The organism is Bacillus sp. 5RYD7K, assembly GCF_059831465.1.
The window spans coordinates 3,677,833-3,693,576 of the sequence record NZ_CP191200.1 but is presented as its reverse complement, the minus strand read 5'-3'; the positions used below and the strand labels follow the sequence as shown (position 1 = coordinate 3,693,576).

The 15,744-nt window shown below is 45.2% G+C and carries 18 protein-coding genes; 12 read left to right on the top strand and 6 right to left on the bottom strand.

Annotated elements, in window-relative coordinates; translation table 11 throughout:
- The first annotated feature begins 1 nt into the window (after window position 1).
- The 6 genes from oppC (at window position 2) to spx (ending at window position 5,483) form a co-directional block, all read left to right on the top strand.
- Window positions 2–919 (top strand): oligopeptide ABC transporter permease OppC, encoded by a 918-nt coding sequence (oppC, locus tag ACQE26_RS18075; RefSeq protein ID WP_049628257.1) that lies wholly within the window; start codon window positions 2–4, stop codon window positions 917–919.
- Window positions 920–931: 12 nt separating this feature from the next.
- Complete coding sequence (locus tag ACQE26_RS18070; RefSeq protein WP_060963088.1) at window positions 932–2,008, top strand: ABC transporter ATP-binding protein; 1,077 nt, start codon at window positions 932–934, stop codon at window positions 2,006–2,008.
- Window positions 2,001–2,918 (top strand): oligopeptide ABC transporter ATP-binding protein OppF, encoded by a 918-nt coding sequence (gene oppF / locus ACQE26_RS18065; protein WP_016938232.1) that lies wholly within the window; start codon window positions 2,001–2,003, stop codon window positions 2,916–2,918. Before ACQE26_RS18070 ends, oppF begins: the two co-directional genes overlap by 8 nt.
- A gap of 107 nt (window positions 2,919–3,025) precedes the next feature.
- A complete protein-coding gene (locus ACQE26_RS18060; RefSeq protein ID WP_500470221.1) occupies window positions 3,026–4,213 on the top strand; it encodes a putative glycoside hydrolase in 1,188 nt (395 codons plus the stop codon).
- A gap of 117 nt (window positions 4,214–4,330) precedes the next feature.
- Window positions 4,331–4,909 (top strand): GNAT family N-acetyltransferase, encoded by a 579-nt coding sequence (locus ACQE26_RS18055; RefSeq protein ID WP_045925331.1) that lies wholly within the window; start codon window positions 4,331–4,333, stop codon window positions 4,907–4,909.
- 178 nt (window positions 4,910–5,087) lie between these two features.
- Window positions 5,088–5,483 (top strand): transcriptional regulator Spx, encoded by a 396-nt coding sequence (spx, locus tag ACQE26_RS18050; protein ID WP_003327578.1) that lies wholly within the window; start codon window positions 5,088–5,090, stop codon window positions 5,481–5,483.
- Window positions 5,484–5,540: 57 nt separating this feature from the next.
- On the opposite strand, the gene ACQE26_RS18045 is transcribed toward spx, so the two are convergent.
- A complete protein-coding gene (locus tag ACQE26_RS18045) occupies window positions 5,541–6,197 on the bottom strand; it encodes a TerC family protein (protein WP_500470220.1) in 657 nt (218 codons plus the stop codon).
- Between the two features lie 275 nt (window positions 6,198–6,472).
- Between ACQE26_RS18045 and mecA the strand changes: the two genes are divergently transcribed.
- The 3 genes from mecA (at window position 6,473) to pepF (ending at window position 10,498) form a co-directional block, all read left to right on the top strand.
- Window positions 6,473–7,129 carry an adaptor protein MecA gene (mecA, locus tag ACQE26_RS18040; RefSeq protein WP_060963084.1) on the top strand — a complete coding sequence of 219 codons (657 nt, stop codon included), beginning with the start codon at window positions 6,473–6,475 and terminating at the stop codon, window positions 7,127–7,129.
- A 150-nt stretch (window positions 7,130–7,279) separates the two neighbouring features.
- The gene (locus ACQE26_RS18035) at window positions 7,280–8,440 is read left to right on the top strand and encodes a competence protein CoiA family protein (protein ID WP_500470219.1); all 1,161 of its coding nucleotides are present in this window, start codon (window positions 7,280–7,282) and stop codon (window positions 8,438–8,440) included.
- A gap of 228 nt (window positions 8,441–8,668) precedes the next feature.
- A complete protein-coding gene (pepF, locus tag ACQE26_RS18030) occupies window positions 8,669–10,498 on the top strand; it encodes an oligoendopeptidase F (RefSeq protein WP_500470218.1) in 1,830 nt (609 codons plus the stop codon).
- 34 nt (window positions 10,499–10,532) lie between these two features.
- Here the strand turns inward: pepF and ACQE26_RS18025 are convergent, their stop codons facing one another.
- The 5 genes from ACQE26_RS18025 to ACQE26_RS18005 form a co-directional block, all read right to left on the bottom strand.
- Entirely contained in the window at window positions 10,533–10,700 is a 168-nt protein-coding gene (locus ACQE26_RS18025) for a hypothetical protein (protein WP_500470217.1), read from the bottom strand.
- Between the two features lie 284 nt (window positions 10,701–10,984).
- Window positions 10,985–11,887 carry a protease adaptor protein SpxH gene (gene spxH, locus ACQE26_RS18020; protein WP_198698690.1) on the bottom strand — a complete coding sequence of 301 codons (903 nt, stop codon included), beginning with the start codon at window positions 11,885–11,887 and terminating at the stop codon, window positions 10,985–10,987.
- Window positions 11,884–12,282: a globin domain-containing protein gene (locus ACQE26_RS18015; protein ID WP_500470216.1), complete on the bottom strand. Its 399-nt coding sequence runs from the start codon at window positions 12,280–12,282 to the stop codon at window positions 11,884–11,886. Before ACQE26_RS18015 ends, spxH begins: the two co-directional genes overlap by 4 nt.
- 224 nt (window positions 12,283–12,506) lie before the next feature.
- Window positions 12,507–13,193: a lytic transglycosylase domain-containing protein gene (locus tag ACQE26_RS18010; protein ID WP_500470215.1), complete on the bottom strand. Its 687-nt coding sequence runs from the start codon at window positions 13,191–13,193 to the stop codon at window positions 12,507–12,509.
- 4 nt (window positions 13,194–13,197) lie between these two features.
- Entirely contained in the window at window positions 13,198–13,773 is a 576-nt protein-coding gene (locus tag ACQE26_RS18005; protein ID WP_438421610.1) for a CYTH domain-containing protein, read from the bottom strand.
- 124 nt (window positions 13,774–13,897) lie between these two features.
- Between ACQE26_RS18005 and ACQE26_RS18000 the strand changes: the two genes are divergently transcribed.
- The 3 genes from ACQE26_RS18000 to ACQE26_RS17990 are packed head-to-tail and all read left to right on the top strand — an operon-like array spanning window position 13,898 to window position 15,743.
- Window positions 13,898–14,263: a UPF0738 family protein gene (locus ACQE26_RS18000; RefSeq protein ID WP_500470214.1), complete on the top strand. Its 366-nt coding sequence runs from the start codon at window positions 13,898–13,900 to the stop codon at window positions 14,261–14,263.
- A gap of 27 nt (window positions 14,264–14,290) precedes the next feature.
- Entirely contained in the window at window positions 14,291–14,926 is a 636-nt protein-coding gene (yjbM, locus tag ACQE26_RS17995) for a GTP diphosphokinase (RefSeq protein ID WP_016938218.1), read from the top strand.
- Between the two features lie 16 nt (window positions 14,927–14,942).
- A complete protein-coding gene (locus ACQE26_RS17990; RefSeq protein ID WP_047477853.1) occupies window positions 14,943–15,743 on the top strand; it encodes an NAD kinase in 801 nt (266 codons plus the stop codon).
- Window position 15,744: the final 1 nt, after the last annotated feature.

The following is a 15,744-nucleotide window of genomic DNA, read 5'->3' as shown; positions in this document are numbered from 1 at the left end:
CATGCAGAACATTCCTAAAAATATGTTTGAACCAGCTTCAGCTAATGCCGGCGATGCCGAAAAAATAAGTAAAAAAAGCCTTTCCCTCTGGAAAGACGCCATGCTCCGCTTCCGCAGCAATAAGCTTGCGATGGTCGGGTTGGTACTGATCGTTCTTATTATTCTTATGGCGATTTTTGCTCCTATTTTTTCAAAATATGATTATGCGACTACCAATCTATTAAATGCTGATAAAGCACCGTCGAAAGATCATTGGTTCGGCACGGATGACCTTGGAAGGGACATATTTGTCCGGACATGGGTGGGCGCGCGGATTTCCATCTTTATCGGGGTCGCAGCTGCCGTGCTTGATTTATTAATCGGCGTAATCTGGGGCAGCATTTCCGGATTCCGCGGCGGACGCACAGATGAAGTGATGATGCGCATCGCCGACATTCTGTGGGCTGTTCCTTCATTATTAATGGTGATTTTGCTGATGGTTGTTCTGCCGAAAGGGTTGCTGACCATTATCGTCGCCATGACGATCACGGGCTGGATCAATATGGCGAGAATCGTCCGCGGACAGGTGCTGCAATTAAAGAATCAGGAGTATGTGCTTGCTTCACAGACACTCGGTGCCAAAACCGGCCGGCTTTTGTTTAAGCATATTGTCCCGAATGCGATGGGATCTATACTTGTAACGATGACACTCACGGTTCCGACGGCGATTTTTACAGAAGCGTTTTTAAGTTATTTGGGGCTTGGCGTACCTGCGCCGCTTGCGAGCTGGGGGACGATGGCCTCAGACGGCTTGCCTGCATTAACCTATTACCCTTGGCGTCTGTTCTTCCCTGCAGGATTTATCTGCCTGGCGATGTTCGGCTTTAACGTTGTCGGCGACGGGTTAAGAGACGCGCTGGATCCTAAGTTACGCAAATAAGGAGTGATATGAGTGACACGCTTGCTAGAAGTAAAAGACTTAGCCATTTCATTTAAAACATACGGCGGAGAGGTACAGGCAATCCGCGGCGTGAATTTCCATTTGAATAAAGGAGAGACGCTGGCGATCGTAGGGGAGTCAGGTTCCGGAAAAAGTGTGACATCTCAGGCGATTATGAAGCTGATCCCGATGCCTCCGGGCTATTTTAAAAGAGGACAGATTCTTTTTGACGGGCGCGATATCGTGCCGATGTCCGAAAAAGAAATGCAGGCCATCAGGGGAAGGGAAATCGGAATGATTTTCCAAGATCCGATGACCTCTCTGAACCCGACGATGAAAGTCGGCAAACAAATTACGGAAGTGCTTTTCAAACATGAAAAAATCTCAAAAGAAGCGGCGAAAAAACGCGCCATAGAGCTGCTTGATCTCGTCGGAATCCCGATGCCTGAAAAACGGGTCGGCCAATTCCCGCATGAATTTTCAGGCGGTATGAGACAGCGCGTCGTCATCGCGATGGCGCTTGCGGCAAATCCGAAGCTGTTAATTGCCGATGAACCGACAACAGCACTTGATGTGACGATTCAGGCGCAAATCCTTGAGCTGATGAAAGATCTGCAAAAGAAAATTGATACGTCTATCATTTTCATCACGCACGATCTCGGCGTTGTCGCCAATGTCGCCGATCGGGTCGCCGTCATGTACGCGGGCCAGGTGGTTGAATCGGGCACGGTGGATGAAATCTTTTATGATCCGCGCCATCCGTATACGTGGGGACTGCTTGCCTCAATGCCGAGTCTGGACAGCACAGATCAGGAAAAACTGACGGCCATTCCGGGCACGCCGCCTGATCTCACAAACCCTCCGATAGGGGACGCATTTGCGCTCCGCAGCTCGTATGCGATGAAAATTGACTTTGAACAGGAACCTCCGATGTATAAAGTGTCCGACACGCATTTTGTAAAATCATGGCTTCTGCATCCTGATGCGCCTAAGGTCGAGCCGCCAGAAGCGGTGAAGGCTAAAATCCGTCAGCTGCCGAATACGTATCAGCAGCCTGTTTTGATGAAGGAAGGTGAAAAAAATGACTGAGAAACTGCTTGAAATCAAACATTTACAACAGCATTTTTTTACGCCGAAAGGAACGGTAAAAGCCGTAGATGATTTATCATTTGATATTTATAAAGGCGAAACGCTCGGCCTTGTCGGAGAATCGGGCTGCGGTAAATCAACGACGGGCCGCAGTATTATCCGGCTGTATGAGGCAACCGGCGGGGAAGTTCTCTTTAACGGGGAAAATGTCCACGGGAAAAAATCCCGCAAAAAGCTGCTGGAGTTTAACCGGAAAATGCAGATGATTTTCCAGGACCCGTACGCTTCGTTAAATCCGAGAATGACAGTCGCCGACATTATTGCCGAGGGAATAGATATTCATCGCCTGGCCAAAACGAAAAAAGAGCGGATGCAGCGGGTTCACGAACTGCTGGAAACGGTCGGTTTAAATAAAGAGCACGCCAACCGCTATCCGCATGAATTTTCGGGCGGGCAGCGTCAGCGTATCGGAATCGCCAGAGCATTGGCGGTTGATCCGGAGTTTATCATTGCGGACGAACCGATTTCGGCGCTTGACGTTTCCATTCAGGCGCAGGTCGTCAATTTAATGAAAGAATTGCAGCAAGAAAAAGGGCTCACTTATCTGTTTATCGCCCATGATTTATCAATGGTCAAATACATCAGCGACCGCATCGGCGTCATGTATTTCGGGAAGCTGGTGGAGCTTGCGCCGGCGGATGAGCTTTACGAAAATCCGCTTCACCCTTACACGAAATCATTGCTGTCCGCTATCCCGCTTCCTGATCCGGACTATGAAAGAAATCGCGTGCGAAAGAAATACGATCCGTCAATTCATCAGCTCCAAGACGGAGAAAAGATGGAATTTCGCGAAGTAAAACCAGGACATTTTGTGATGTGCACAGAAGCTGAATTTAAAACCTATCTATAAAAGCAGCATCCTTCAAGACTCAGTCTTGGAGGATTTTTTTTCGCGCACATCCAAGTTTATTCAGTCTGCTCCCGTTTTCCTATAATGGAAAAAAGGGGGAGATCAGTATGAAAACCATTTTATGCGCCTTTGCGGCGGGACTGTTTTTCAGTGCAGCCGCTTATCCGGCACAGGCGGCTGTAAAAGAAGAGCAGCCGCTTGTAAAAATAGCGCTGACTGAAAAAGAGCTGCCAAAAGCAAATGAGAGGTTTGCTTATCCGTCAGGGCTGCATTTTACGCATCCTGATAAGGTCCGGGGCATTTACGTCACAGGACATTCAGCGGGAGGGAGTAAATTCGGGGAGCTGACAGACTTTGTGGACAAATCGGAGCTCAACACAATGGTGATTGATGTGAAGGACGACAACGGAAATCTTACCTTTAAACCGGACGGTCATTCTGAGTATGACAAAATCGCCAAACCGTACATCAAAAATCCAAAAAAGATGATGAAAAAGCTGGAAGAAAAAAAGATCTATCCGATCGCGCGTATTGTCGTATTTAAAGACAGCGAACTCGCGAACGAAAAGCCGGAGTGGTCCTTTAAAGAAAAAAACGGAAGCGTCTGGAAAAACAGCCGCGGAGAATCGTTCGTCAATCCGTTTATGAAAGAAGTATGGGATTATAATGTGAAGATTGCAAAACAAGCTGCGAAAATGGGTTTTCAGGAAATACAGTTTGATTATGTCCGTTTTCCTGAAGGATTCGAAAAACGTGATGGCGAACTGACATACGGACACGGCGATTACGGAAAAACAGCAGACAGCAATGTGCAAAAACGCGTTCATGCCGTCACCGATTTTGTCGGATATGCGAAGAGAAAACTCAAGCCGTATGGCGCAAATGTGTCGGTTGATATTTTCGGCTATTCTGCCACACTGCCGGAAGCGCCTGGGATCGGCCAGAATTTCAGCAAAATTTCAGAACAGGTCGATGTCATTTCATCCATGATTTATCCGAGCCATTGGACAAGCTATTTCGGCATTGATAAACCGGATCTTGAGCCTTACAATGTCGTCAAAGAATACGCGAAGGTGGAAAATAACAAACTGTCTAAGCTGAAACACCCGCCTGTGTCGCGCCCGTGGCTTCAGGACTTCACGGCTTCTTATCTTGGCAGCGGAAATTATCAAAAGTACGGGAAAAGCCAGGTGGAAGACCAGATTAAAGCGCTGCATGATGAAGGAATTGACGAATTTTTATTATGGGATGCGGCAAACCGTTATACAAAAAATGTCGATTACACACCATTTTAAAAAAATTGAAACCATGTCAAAGGGTCACACGTCTTAATAGATGTAAGATTGTTTAAACAATCGGAAATGGGGTATATCTAAAAGTGTGAAGACAACGAACCCATAAGGAGCAAATGAATGAACTGGTACGAAAAGCTGAGTGAATATTTTCCGATTGAAGAAATGAAATCAAAAGCGCATATGGAAGCTCTGTTAAAGGAGCGAAGCGATGTTTATCATAAAGAAGAAGGGCAGTACCACGTGCTGATGTATGCGGAATTTGACTCTTTCATCTTTATTGATTACCTGTTTGTGTCGAAGAAATCCAGAGGACAAGGTCTCGGAAGCAAGCTGATCGGCAGGCTGAAAAAGAAAAACAAACCGATTCTTCTTGAAGTGGAGCCTGTTGACGAGGATGACACGGACACACAGAAACGCTTGCGTTTTTATCAAAGAGAGCATTTCAAGCACGCGCAGTCAATCGGGTATCGGCGCCGGTCATTGGCTACGAATGAAGTGAACAAAATGGAGATTCTGTACTGGTCGCCTAAGACGGAATCTGAAGAAGAAATGTTTGAAGCGATGAAACAGACATATGAAAACATTCACACTTATAAAGATGAAAAATGGTACGGAGAATCATACGAAAAAACGGATGAAGTTCTCAAAGTCATTGAGGAGAACAAACGAAAAAACATTTTCGATCAGCTGAGCTAATTGAGAATGGGAAATAATCCGCAAAACGTAAATTTGCCGGATTGACACATTTTTTTCTCAGGAGACTGTTCATACTTACTTTTTTATAGTATAATACCTATAAAGATTCCTTTTTTAAAGTCATTTCAATTTGAGAATACAAACATGTTCATCCTACTAATTAGAGGAGTGAAGATTAATGGTTACATTATACACATCACCTAGCTGTACGTCATGCAGAAAAGCAAGAGCTTGGCTTGAGGAGCACGAGATTCCGTTTGAAGAAAGAAACATTTTCTCTGAGCCGTTATCAATTGATGAGATCAAGCAGATTCTGCGTATGACTGAAGACGGTACGGATGAAATTATCTCTACCCGTTCTAAAGTATTCCAGAAACTGAACGTAAATGTTGAATCAATGCCGCTTCAAGACTTGTACACTTTGATCAATGAGCATCCGGGACTGCTCCGCCGTCCGATCATCATTGATGAAAAACGTCTGCAAGTCGGCTATAACGAAGATGAAATCAGACGATTCCTGCCTAGAAAAGTACGTTCTTTCCAATTAAGAGAAGCACAGCGTCTGGCTAACTGATATAAGCTTACGATAAGCATGGAAAAAGCCCAAAACCGTCGCGTTTTGGGCTTTTTATTATTTTTCAGTCTGCTGATAAATCATACTGGCGAGGATGACAAAAGCGACGGTCAAAATCGGCAGCATCATCTGTATAGTGCCGTGTTCTGCCATGAAGAAAGACAGCTTGCTGTCCTCGGCAATCATTTCACCGCCGGTAAATGCGAGAAGGCCGCTTCCGGCGTACATCAGTAAAGGCATTTTCTCCATAGCGGCATGAACGAGCTTGCTGCCCCAAATGATAATCGGCACCGAGATGAAAAGCCCTATCACTACAAGCGTCAGCTCACCGTGAGAAGCGCCGGCTACTGCGATGACATTGTCAAGAGACATAAAGATATCAGCCAAAACAATTGTGCGGATGGCTTTCCAAAGGGAAGAACTGCTTTTCACATGCTGCGCATCTTTCTTCTCAATCAGAAGCTGATAGCCGAGATACAATAAAAACACCCCGCCTGCGCATTGTAAAAAAGGAACATTCAATAAATAGACCGCGGCGCTCGTCAGTACGATTCTCAAGACGACTGCGATAAACGTTCCGAAGAGGATCGCTTGCTGTCTTTGTTTATGCGCCAGATTCCGGCTGGCCATCGCGATGACGACGGCATTGTCACCGCCGAGAATGAGATCAATTCCGATAATGAGCAGAAGGGACAGCAGGTAATCGTTCGGCATGGTAACACCTCGCTTATAGATCGGTTGCTTGTACAGCTAATATATGAAGCAGTGCGCCATTTATGATGGGAACCGGGAGAAAGCCTGTTTTTCGGCGTGAAAATGCTTTTTTATTTCTTTTATAACTGTTTTATCATAAAATAGAAATATACAGAATTTGTGCTGTCTTCTATAAGGTTAAGATGTGGACGGAATGGGTAAAGTGTAGTAAAGTACTATTCATCGGGAGCTTAGATGTCCCTTCAACATCTTATAAAGAAGGGAAGGTTGGCAAAATGGAAATAGAAAGAATTAACGAGCATACTGTAAAATTTTATATGTCTTATGGTGATATTGAAGATCGTGGTTTTGACAGAGAAGAAATCTGGTACAATCGCGAGCGCAGTGAAGAACTGTTCTGGGAAGTCATGGATGAAGTTCATGATGAAGAGGAATTCGCTGTCGAGGGTCCTCTTTGGATTCAGGTTCAGGCATTGGACAAAGGACTGGAAATAATCGTAACAAAAGCCCAGCTTTCCAAGGACGGACAAAAACTCGAACTGCCGATCCCGGAAGATAAAAAACAAGAGCCGGCAGATGAAAATCTCGATGCTTTACTTGATGATTTCCAGAAAGAAGAGCAGGCCGAGAGCCAGGAAGATAAGGAGCAAAAGCTTCAGTTCACTTTGCGGTTCGATGATTTTGAGGATCTCATCTCGCTATCAAAATTGAATCTTAACGGAATCAAAACGACCCTGTATTCGTTTGAAAACCGATATTATTTATATGCAGATTTTTATGAGCAAACTGATGAAGAGGTTGAAAATCAGCTAAGCATCCTGTTGGAGTACGCGCACGAATCGTCAGTCAGCATTCACCGTCTTGAAGAATACGGAAAATTGGTGATCGCTGATCATGCGTTATATACGATAAAAAAACACTTTGCATCATAAAAAACCGATTTCTCTCAGCAGAAATCGGTTTTTTTTGTTCTGAATGACATGATAAACGGCTGAAAATCCCATAACGGCGCTCACCCGCAAACAGGATTATGCCTTCTTTCTGCTGAATACATCAAGATTCAGGAAAGGAGAAGATGCAACATGTTCAGTGCTGTGAATGCCGACGGCCGGCTCATTCAGCTGGCCGGAAACTATTCAAAGGAAAAGGCGGCGGAGCTGAGAAAGAAACGCTGGTTCTGCCCCGTGTGTAAAAGTGAGCTTGATATCAAACTGGGACGGGAGAAACTGCCGCATTTCGCCCATAAAAAAAGCAGGCTGTGTCCGGGAGAATCCGAGCCTGAAAGCGAATACCATCTGGAAGGAAAAAGACAGCTTTTTCTCTGGCTTAAGGCACAAGGGTGCACCGTCAGCCTAGAGCCGTATCTGATTTCCGCAGGTCAGCGGCCTGACTTGACCGCTGAAAATGGAAAAGAGAGGCTGGCTATTGAATTTCAATGTGCGAACCTTTCGGCAGACTCTTTAAAGAGCCGGACGGCAGGCCTGAAAAACGCCGGATACCAGCCGGTCTGGATCATCGGGGCAAAACGCCTGAAACGGCTGGCTGCGCATTTTTTCCGGCTTTCTGCATATCACTGGCAGTTCTTTGAAGTCAATTCATTTTCAGCCTTGATGTTTTACTGCCCCGACGCCCGCTCCTTTTACAAACTGCATTCCATCACCCCGTTTTACACCGGCTATTCTTATGCCGGCTTAACCACGATCCCACTTCACAAAGCAAACCTGAAAGACATTTGTCATCGGGAAGAGCGGCACAGCGTCAAACTTTCCTCTTGGAGACGCGCCGTAGCCGGCTTCCGCACAAAAAGCGGCCGGTTTTTATCTGAGGAGGCCGGTCTCATCCGGCGGCTTTTTTACGAGAGACACCAGGTTGCATTTCCTTTTCTGCCTTCTGAAGTGTTTATTCCCGTTTCAGCGGGATTTGTGTTTGCAAGTCCCGTTTTCGTGTGGCAGGGCCATTTATACTTGCGGCTTGCGGAGCTTTTTGAAAAAGGAGCACCGATCCGATTATCCCGCATGATTCAAAATGTACGGCATAACATCCGCCGTCAGGAAATCCGGATGCGGTACGATTCTCACGAACATCTTATCGGAATGGCGGTGAAACAATATGCGGATTTCTTATGCTTGCAGGATTTTTTAAGGGAAACTGAGAATGAAGTATATATGCCCTCATCTCAACAGAAGCGTCCTCAAACGGCTGAAGAGCTGCGTCAGCGGGATCGGCTCTTTTTTGGGGAATGAGAATGCGTCATTTCGTTCACCCTAACGTCAAGGTGGTGGCTGAATGTGAAGGGCGTACGGGCATTTTGTTTTCGTTTTTTCACTGGATTATTGGTATGCTTGGTCTTATATGCCGCATATGATTTGACAAAAGGCAGTGAAAAGCCGGAAGATAATCACAACACAAGTTTTTGGAGAAACAATCGTTTTTTCAATTGGCTTGAAGTAAAGAAAACGAGGGGGATCACCATGACTGAGGAAAATAAAGCAGCACAGCTGCCTGACAGAAGTGAAGTAAAGGCAGAGCATACATGGAGACTAGAGGATATTTTTCCTAGTGATGAGGCCTGGAATAAAGAATTTCAAGCGGTTAAAGAATTAATTCCGAATTTATCTTCCTTTAAAGGCACGCTTGCTCATTCAGCCGATAATTTATACGCGGCGCTTACCGCACAGGATGAAGTGACGAGCCGTCTGGGGAAACTTTATGCATACGCGCATATGCGTTCAGACCAGGATACGGGCAATTCTTTCTACCAAGGGCTGAACGACAAAGCCGCAAGTCTGTATTCTCAGGCTGCCAGCGCGACTGCTTATATTGAACCGGAAATTCTGGCGATTCAGGAGGACAAGCTGCATCAGTTTATTCTGGAAAAAGAAGAGCTGAAGCTTTATTCCCATGCAATTGAAGAAATTACAAAACAGCGTCCGCACGTGCTGAGTGAAAGAGAAGAGGCCCTGCTTGCGGAAGCGTCAGAAGCGCTGTCTTCGCCTTCTAATACATTCAGTGTGTTAAATAACGCTGATATTACGTTTCCGTCGATTAAAGATGAAGACGGCAAGGAAACTCAAATCACACACGGCAACTTTATTAATTTTCTGGAAAGCAGCGATCGGGAAGTCCGTAAAAACGCTTTTAAAGCCGTATATAAAACATACGGACAGTATAAAAACACGATGGCGACTACACTCAGCGGCACTGTGAAAAAAGACAATTTCTATGCCCGCGTGAAAAAATACAAATCAGCACGGGAAGCGGCTTTATCCAATAACAGCATCCCTGAAGAAGTTTATGATAACCTGATCAAAACGATCAATAAACACCTTCCGTTATTACACCGTTACATTGATCTGCGGAAAAAGGTGCTCGGCCTTGATGAAGTCCATATTTATGACCTGTACACACCGCTTGTAAAAGATTCGGGAATGAAGGTCACATATGAGGAAGCAAAAGATTATATGCTCAAAGGGCTTGCTCCGTTAGGCGAGGAATACGCGTCTATTTTAAAAGAAGGACTTGAAAACCGCTGGGTCGATGTATACGAAAACAAAGGAAAACGCAGCGGTGCTTATTCGTCCGGTACATACGGCACGAATCCGTACATCTTGATGAACTGGCATGACAATGTCAACAATCTGTTTACGCTCGTTCACGAGTTCGGCCATTCCGTGCACAGCTACTATACGAGAAAATATCAGCCGTATCCGTACGGAAACTACAGCATTTTTGTCGCTGAAGTCGCCTCTACGACCAATGAAGCGCTGCTTGGTGAATACATGCTGAACAGCTTAAAAGATGAAAAACAGCGTCTGTACCTGCTCAACCACATGCTTGAAGGTTTCAGAGGCACAGTCTTCAGACAGACGATGTTCGCTGAATTTGAGCATCTGATTCATACGAAAGCGCAAGAAGGCGAGCCGCTGACGCCTGAACTGCTGAGCAAGCTTTATTATGATCTCAATAAAAAGTATTTCGGAGACAATATGGTGATTGATAAAGAAATCAGCCTGGAATGGTCAAGAATTCCGCATTTCTATTACAATTATTATGTGTATCAATATGCGACAGGCTACAGTGCGGCCCAAGCGCTGAGCAGCCAGATCTTAAAAGAAGGCAAGCCTGCGGTTGAGCGTTATACCGAATTCTTAAAAGCGGGAAGCTCAGAATACCCAATCGACATACTGAAAAAAGCGGGAGTCGATATGACATCGCCTGAACCGATTGAGGCGGCCTGCAAAATGTTTGAAGAGAAACTGAATGAAATGGAAGAGCTCCTTTCGAAAGTGAGCCCTTCATAATAGAAAAAGCCTGTGCAGAAGATGCGCAGGCTTTTTAAAATCCTTTAAACGTTTTTCGGTGATTCAGCCGGTACAGGGCAAACATTATCGACAGAAACAGCAGGGGAGATGTGATGTAAATCGGCAGCATGTGCATCATGGCCAGCAGATTTAAAAAGAAGAAAAACACAATCATTCCGATGGTCAGTACGGTGCGAAGCATGTATGTCCCTCCTTGTTTACATTGATATATTCTATGAAAACAAGCAGTCAGTTATGTTTTGTGACAAAAATATGAACATTAAGCTTATGGGTTGTCAAAACTCGACAAGATTTGATATGATAAGGATGTGAAATTGATCACAAACAAACATTACCCCTTTGTTTGACCGTGAAAAATTTCTCCCATCCCCTTTGTTGTCGTTAAGACATATGAAACCGCGCTTATCCCGGCGCGGTTTCTTTATTTGCACAAAAAAAGCCGGCTCCGTTAGGAATCAGCTTTTTTTAATGATCGCAGCAGGTGACATCCTCTTTGGTTCCGGTTAAGGATTTCCAAAACAGACCATGCTTTGCATCCACTCTGGCGACCTTTTTGGCGAACGCCAGTTTTTTCATTTCTTTTTCAACTTCTTCAAGGCTTAAATCATAAACAAGTGCAATTTCTTTCGATGCGACAAACCGAAAATATTCAATGAAACATTCCAAAGGCGGCGTTTCAGAAGGCTTCGGTTCATCGCCGAGCATTTCGAATAAGATTTCTTCGTATACTTCATAAGAATAGTTGCCGGGCACTTTCAGCCCTTCATCATCATGCAGGCTGTTAAAGAACGTCAATGTCGGATTAACAGTTACGTCCATTTCCGCAGCGATTTTCATATCGCACTGCAGCGCTTTTACCGCGCTTTGTGAATGGAGATCACGTTTAAATTCTTCGACATCCAATTTCGTCTTTTTGGCAATCTCTAAAAGAACGTCTTCATCTGTAATATTCTGCTTTGAGACAAACAGGCTTTCCTGCATGTTGCGGAGAAACAGGATGCCGGCCTTTCTTCCCTGCAGTTCGGCCGCTTTTAAAGCGAGTGCCGCAAGATAAGGTGATGAAAGGGGCTGATCCTGCTCAAGCCAAAGGCTTCCGTCACACGGCATCCCGGAACGGTTCGCGATTTTTTCCCAAGCTTCGGCAAGAAGGTGTTTTTTGCGCTTTTGCTTATTCAGCGATGTGATGCTCGCGGAAACAATGATCCGCAGCGTAAAAAAACGTCCGTATCGGATTTTTAATTTTTTTATGGCGGGCTCCAGCGACCAGCATTCAGGACATAAAGGGTCGACAAACATGTAAATTTCCAGCGGTTTTTTTGGATGTCCGTGGCAATGGGCGAAGTATTGCTCATGCTGATAGTTCGTCAATATGATCGATCCTCCGCTTCTGACTGGTTTACCATATGTCTGGCCGTTAATTCCAGACGCCCGTACAGAAATTCACGAATATCGCCCTCTAGCCCGACATGATCCATCGCTCTGCTCATACAGCTCAGCCACGCATCTTCCCTTTCTGCCGTAATCGGAAAGGGAAGATGCCTTGCTCTGAGCATGGGATGGCCATGTTCTTCAGTATATAGGGGAGGCCCGCCTAAATACTGGGTTAAAAATTGCTTTTGTTTTCTGGCCGTTTCAGTCAAATCACTTGGGAATATCGGCTTCAGTAAGGGATGAGACGAGACACGCTCATAAAAAGTATCAACAAGTTGCGATAGAAGTTCCTCTCCAATCGCTTCATATGGTGCGTTAAACGATTGTCCCATGTTGACTACTCCTTTTATATGGCTAATAGGAATCATAATTCCTATTGCGAAATTATCTTTCAGTTTTACTATCTTCAGTTACTGTATATTTTAGCAATAACATTTTATTTCTACAAACAAAGTGCCTTTCTGTCAGGCGCTTGTATTTCATATCATATCACATCGCCTTCATTCATGTGTAAGATTTACTCCGCAAAAAAACCAGAGAAGGAAGCCTCTCTGGTTTACGCGTAATACTGTTGGGTGATGTTTTTGACATATTGCTGTGTTTCTTTAAACGGCGGAATGCCTCCGTACTGATCTACGTTGCCGGGGCCTGCGTTGTAGGCGGCTAACGCCAGAGACACATTTCCGTCGTATTTTGTGAGCATCTGCTTTAAGTATTTCGTCCCGCCGTCAGCGTTCTGGACGGGATCAAGCGGGTTTGACACCCCGAGTGATTCAGCCGTGGAAGGCATGAGCTGCATCAGTCCCATCGCCCCCGCACCGCTGACCGCTTTCGGATTAAAGCCTGATTCCTGTTTAATAACGGCACGGATCAGCTTTTTGTCGACTCCGTATTTTTCGGCCGCTTTTTGAATGGCGCTGTCGATTGAAAAGTTTCCGGTGCTGATGTCAGAAGCTGTATGCGCAGGTTTTATGCCGGAAGAAGCGGTCTGTGAAGCGGCCGCGGGACTGACTGAAACCGGAATTCTCGGTGAATATGAAGTATGATCGGTCCGCACCCCGTTTAAAATACCCGCTTCCGGCTGCTGCCGGACGGCTGTGCCCGTATATTGGCTGAGCAGCGCGCTGAAATTTGCAAGCGGGCTTTCTGCAGATTGTCCGCTTGAAGCGGTGCTTGTATTAGACATTGATTGCAGCGCCATTGATTGAAGCTGGAGAAGGGACGCCCAATTCGTTATATTCACTGTGTCATTCCACCTTTTTTTGTTTCTGTTCATAAAAACGCTGGATTTTATTTTTAGTGACCCGCTGAGGGATGCCGAATTGTTTGAGCAGTTGTTCAAACGCCCGTTTTCCTTCGTCCCAGTCAGCAGCCTCGAATTCCAATTCAAAGTCTTCTTTCTCTAAATATCGGCTGTGATCTAAAATGATTAAGCCTTTTTCTGATTCTTTTTCCGAGCGTTCAGTCGACAGCGTTCCGAAGTAACAAATGGCTTCTGAATGGATGCCGAGACCGTCCAGCTGCCGTTTTACGGGGCCTTCGGGGATCTTGAAGCTGTCAAGGTCAGGCTGTTTTGCAAGCTCTTGGTGCGTTTCCAGCAGACCGACCGCGGCAGGCTCTTTTAAAGTCAGGACGAACGCGCCGTTTTTTTCACGGATGCGGAGGGCTGATTTTTTTTGTTTCAGAGAAAAATCTTTTGTATCGAAGTAATGATTGATTTGCTGCTTAAAATCATCTTTTTTCATGCCGAGTGCTTCACTTAGCTTCTGAAATTCTGATTTTGTCAGCAGATTTTTGAATTCAATTTCTATTTCTTGGGTCATGACAGTCTTCCTTTCAGGACGAAAAATTGTATAATTCCCATTATCTCTTTAGAGGTTACGTTTATCAATATCGACCTTGATATGATAAAATAAATGCTGTACTTTGTTAAAAAAGGAGAACATTATGCAAAAGAGAATTGAAATTCAAAATGCATCATTAACAGAAGACGTGCTCCGCCTGAAGTGCGGAGAGGACTTAAGCGGAGCGGAACGCAAAGCCTCAGGTCAAATGCTTGTTGATTCCGATCACTTTGCTTTTGTATACATACTTGAAACAGCTGACTCTTTTGAATATGTCATTATAAAAGAACATGTATGGCCGGATCTGAAAGAGGCCTTTGACAAAAGAAAACCGGCGGTGCTGGAGGCCGGCGGCAAAACGGTTGAACTTTCAGGGCTGCATGAAGAACTCGATTATCTTATTGAAAATATTAAAGATAATGCAAACTACGGAGATATGGAAGAAAAAGTGAAAAACGTATTTCTTTAGAACAGGTTCGGAATTGGGGGATGTACGATGGATGACAAACAATGGGAGCAATTTCTAGCGCCATACCGCCAGGCTGTTGAGGAATTAAAGGTGAAGCTGAAAGGCGTCAGAACCCTTTATGAGTATGAAGATGACCACTCACCGATTGAGTTTGTGACAGGCCGCGTGAAGCCGGTGGTAAGCATACTTGAAAAAGCGAGACGGAAAAGCATACCGCTTCATCAGATTGAAACGATGCAGGATATCGCAGGACTGCGTATTATGTGCCAATTTGTCGATGATATCCAGATCGTCAAAAATATGCTGTTTGCCAGAAAAGATTTTACCGTTGTCGACAAGAGGGACTACATAGCAGAGCATAAAGAGAGCGGATACCGGTCTTACCACCTTGTCGTTTTATATCCTTTACAAACTGCGTCCGGAGAAAAGCATGTTCTTGTGGAGATACAGATTCGGACGCTTGCCATGAACTTTTGGGCAACCATTGAGCATTCACTGAATTACAAATACAGCGGGAACATTCCCGAAAAAGTAAAGCTGAGGCTGCAGCGGGCCTCGGAAGCCGCATCCCGTCTCGATGAAGAAATGTCTGAAATCCGCGGAGAGATTCAGGAAGCCCAAGCCGCGTTTTCACGAAAGAAAAAAGCGGGAGGCCACCAGTAGAAAGGAGGGGAATGGCATGAAATTTGCCGTTTCTTCAAAAGGAGACGAAGTTTCAGATACACTGAAAAGCAAAATACAGGCGTATTTACTTGATTTTGATATGACCTTGGATGAAAAAGAGCCGGAAATTGTTATTTCCGTCGGCGGTGACGGAACGCTTCTCTACGCATTCCACAGATACAGCGACCGTCTGGATAAAACGGCTTTTGTCGGGGTTCACACGGGGCATTTGGGTTTTTATGCCGATTGGGTTCCGCAGGAGATAGAAAAGCTTGTTCTTGCCATCGCCAAAACGCCGTATCATACCGTGGAATATCCCCTTCTTGAAGTGGTTGTCACTTATCATGATGAAGAGCGTGAAGAACGGTATCTGGCTTTGAATGAATGTACAATCAAAAGCATAGAAGGCAGTCTCGTCGCTGACGTTGAAATTAAAGGCCAGCTGTTTGAAACGTTCAGGGGAGACGGTTTATGTCTGTCAACGCCTTCCGGAAGCACGGCTTATAATAAAGCGTTAGGCGGCGCGATCATCCATCCTTCCATCAGAGCGATTCAGCTCGCGGAAATGGCATCCATCAACAACAGAGTGTTCAGGACTGTCGGTTCGCCGCTTTTGCTTCCCGATCATCATAACTGTGTCATCAAACCGAGAAACGACGTCGACTTCCAAGTCACAATTGATCATTTGACCTTGCTGCATAAGGATGTCAAATCTATTCTATGCCGGGTGGCAAATGAAAAAGTCAGATTTGCAAGATTCCGCCCTTTTCCGTTTTGGAAAAGAGTGCAGGACTCCTTTATCGGAAAAGGCGAATAGA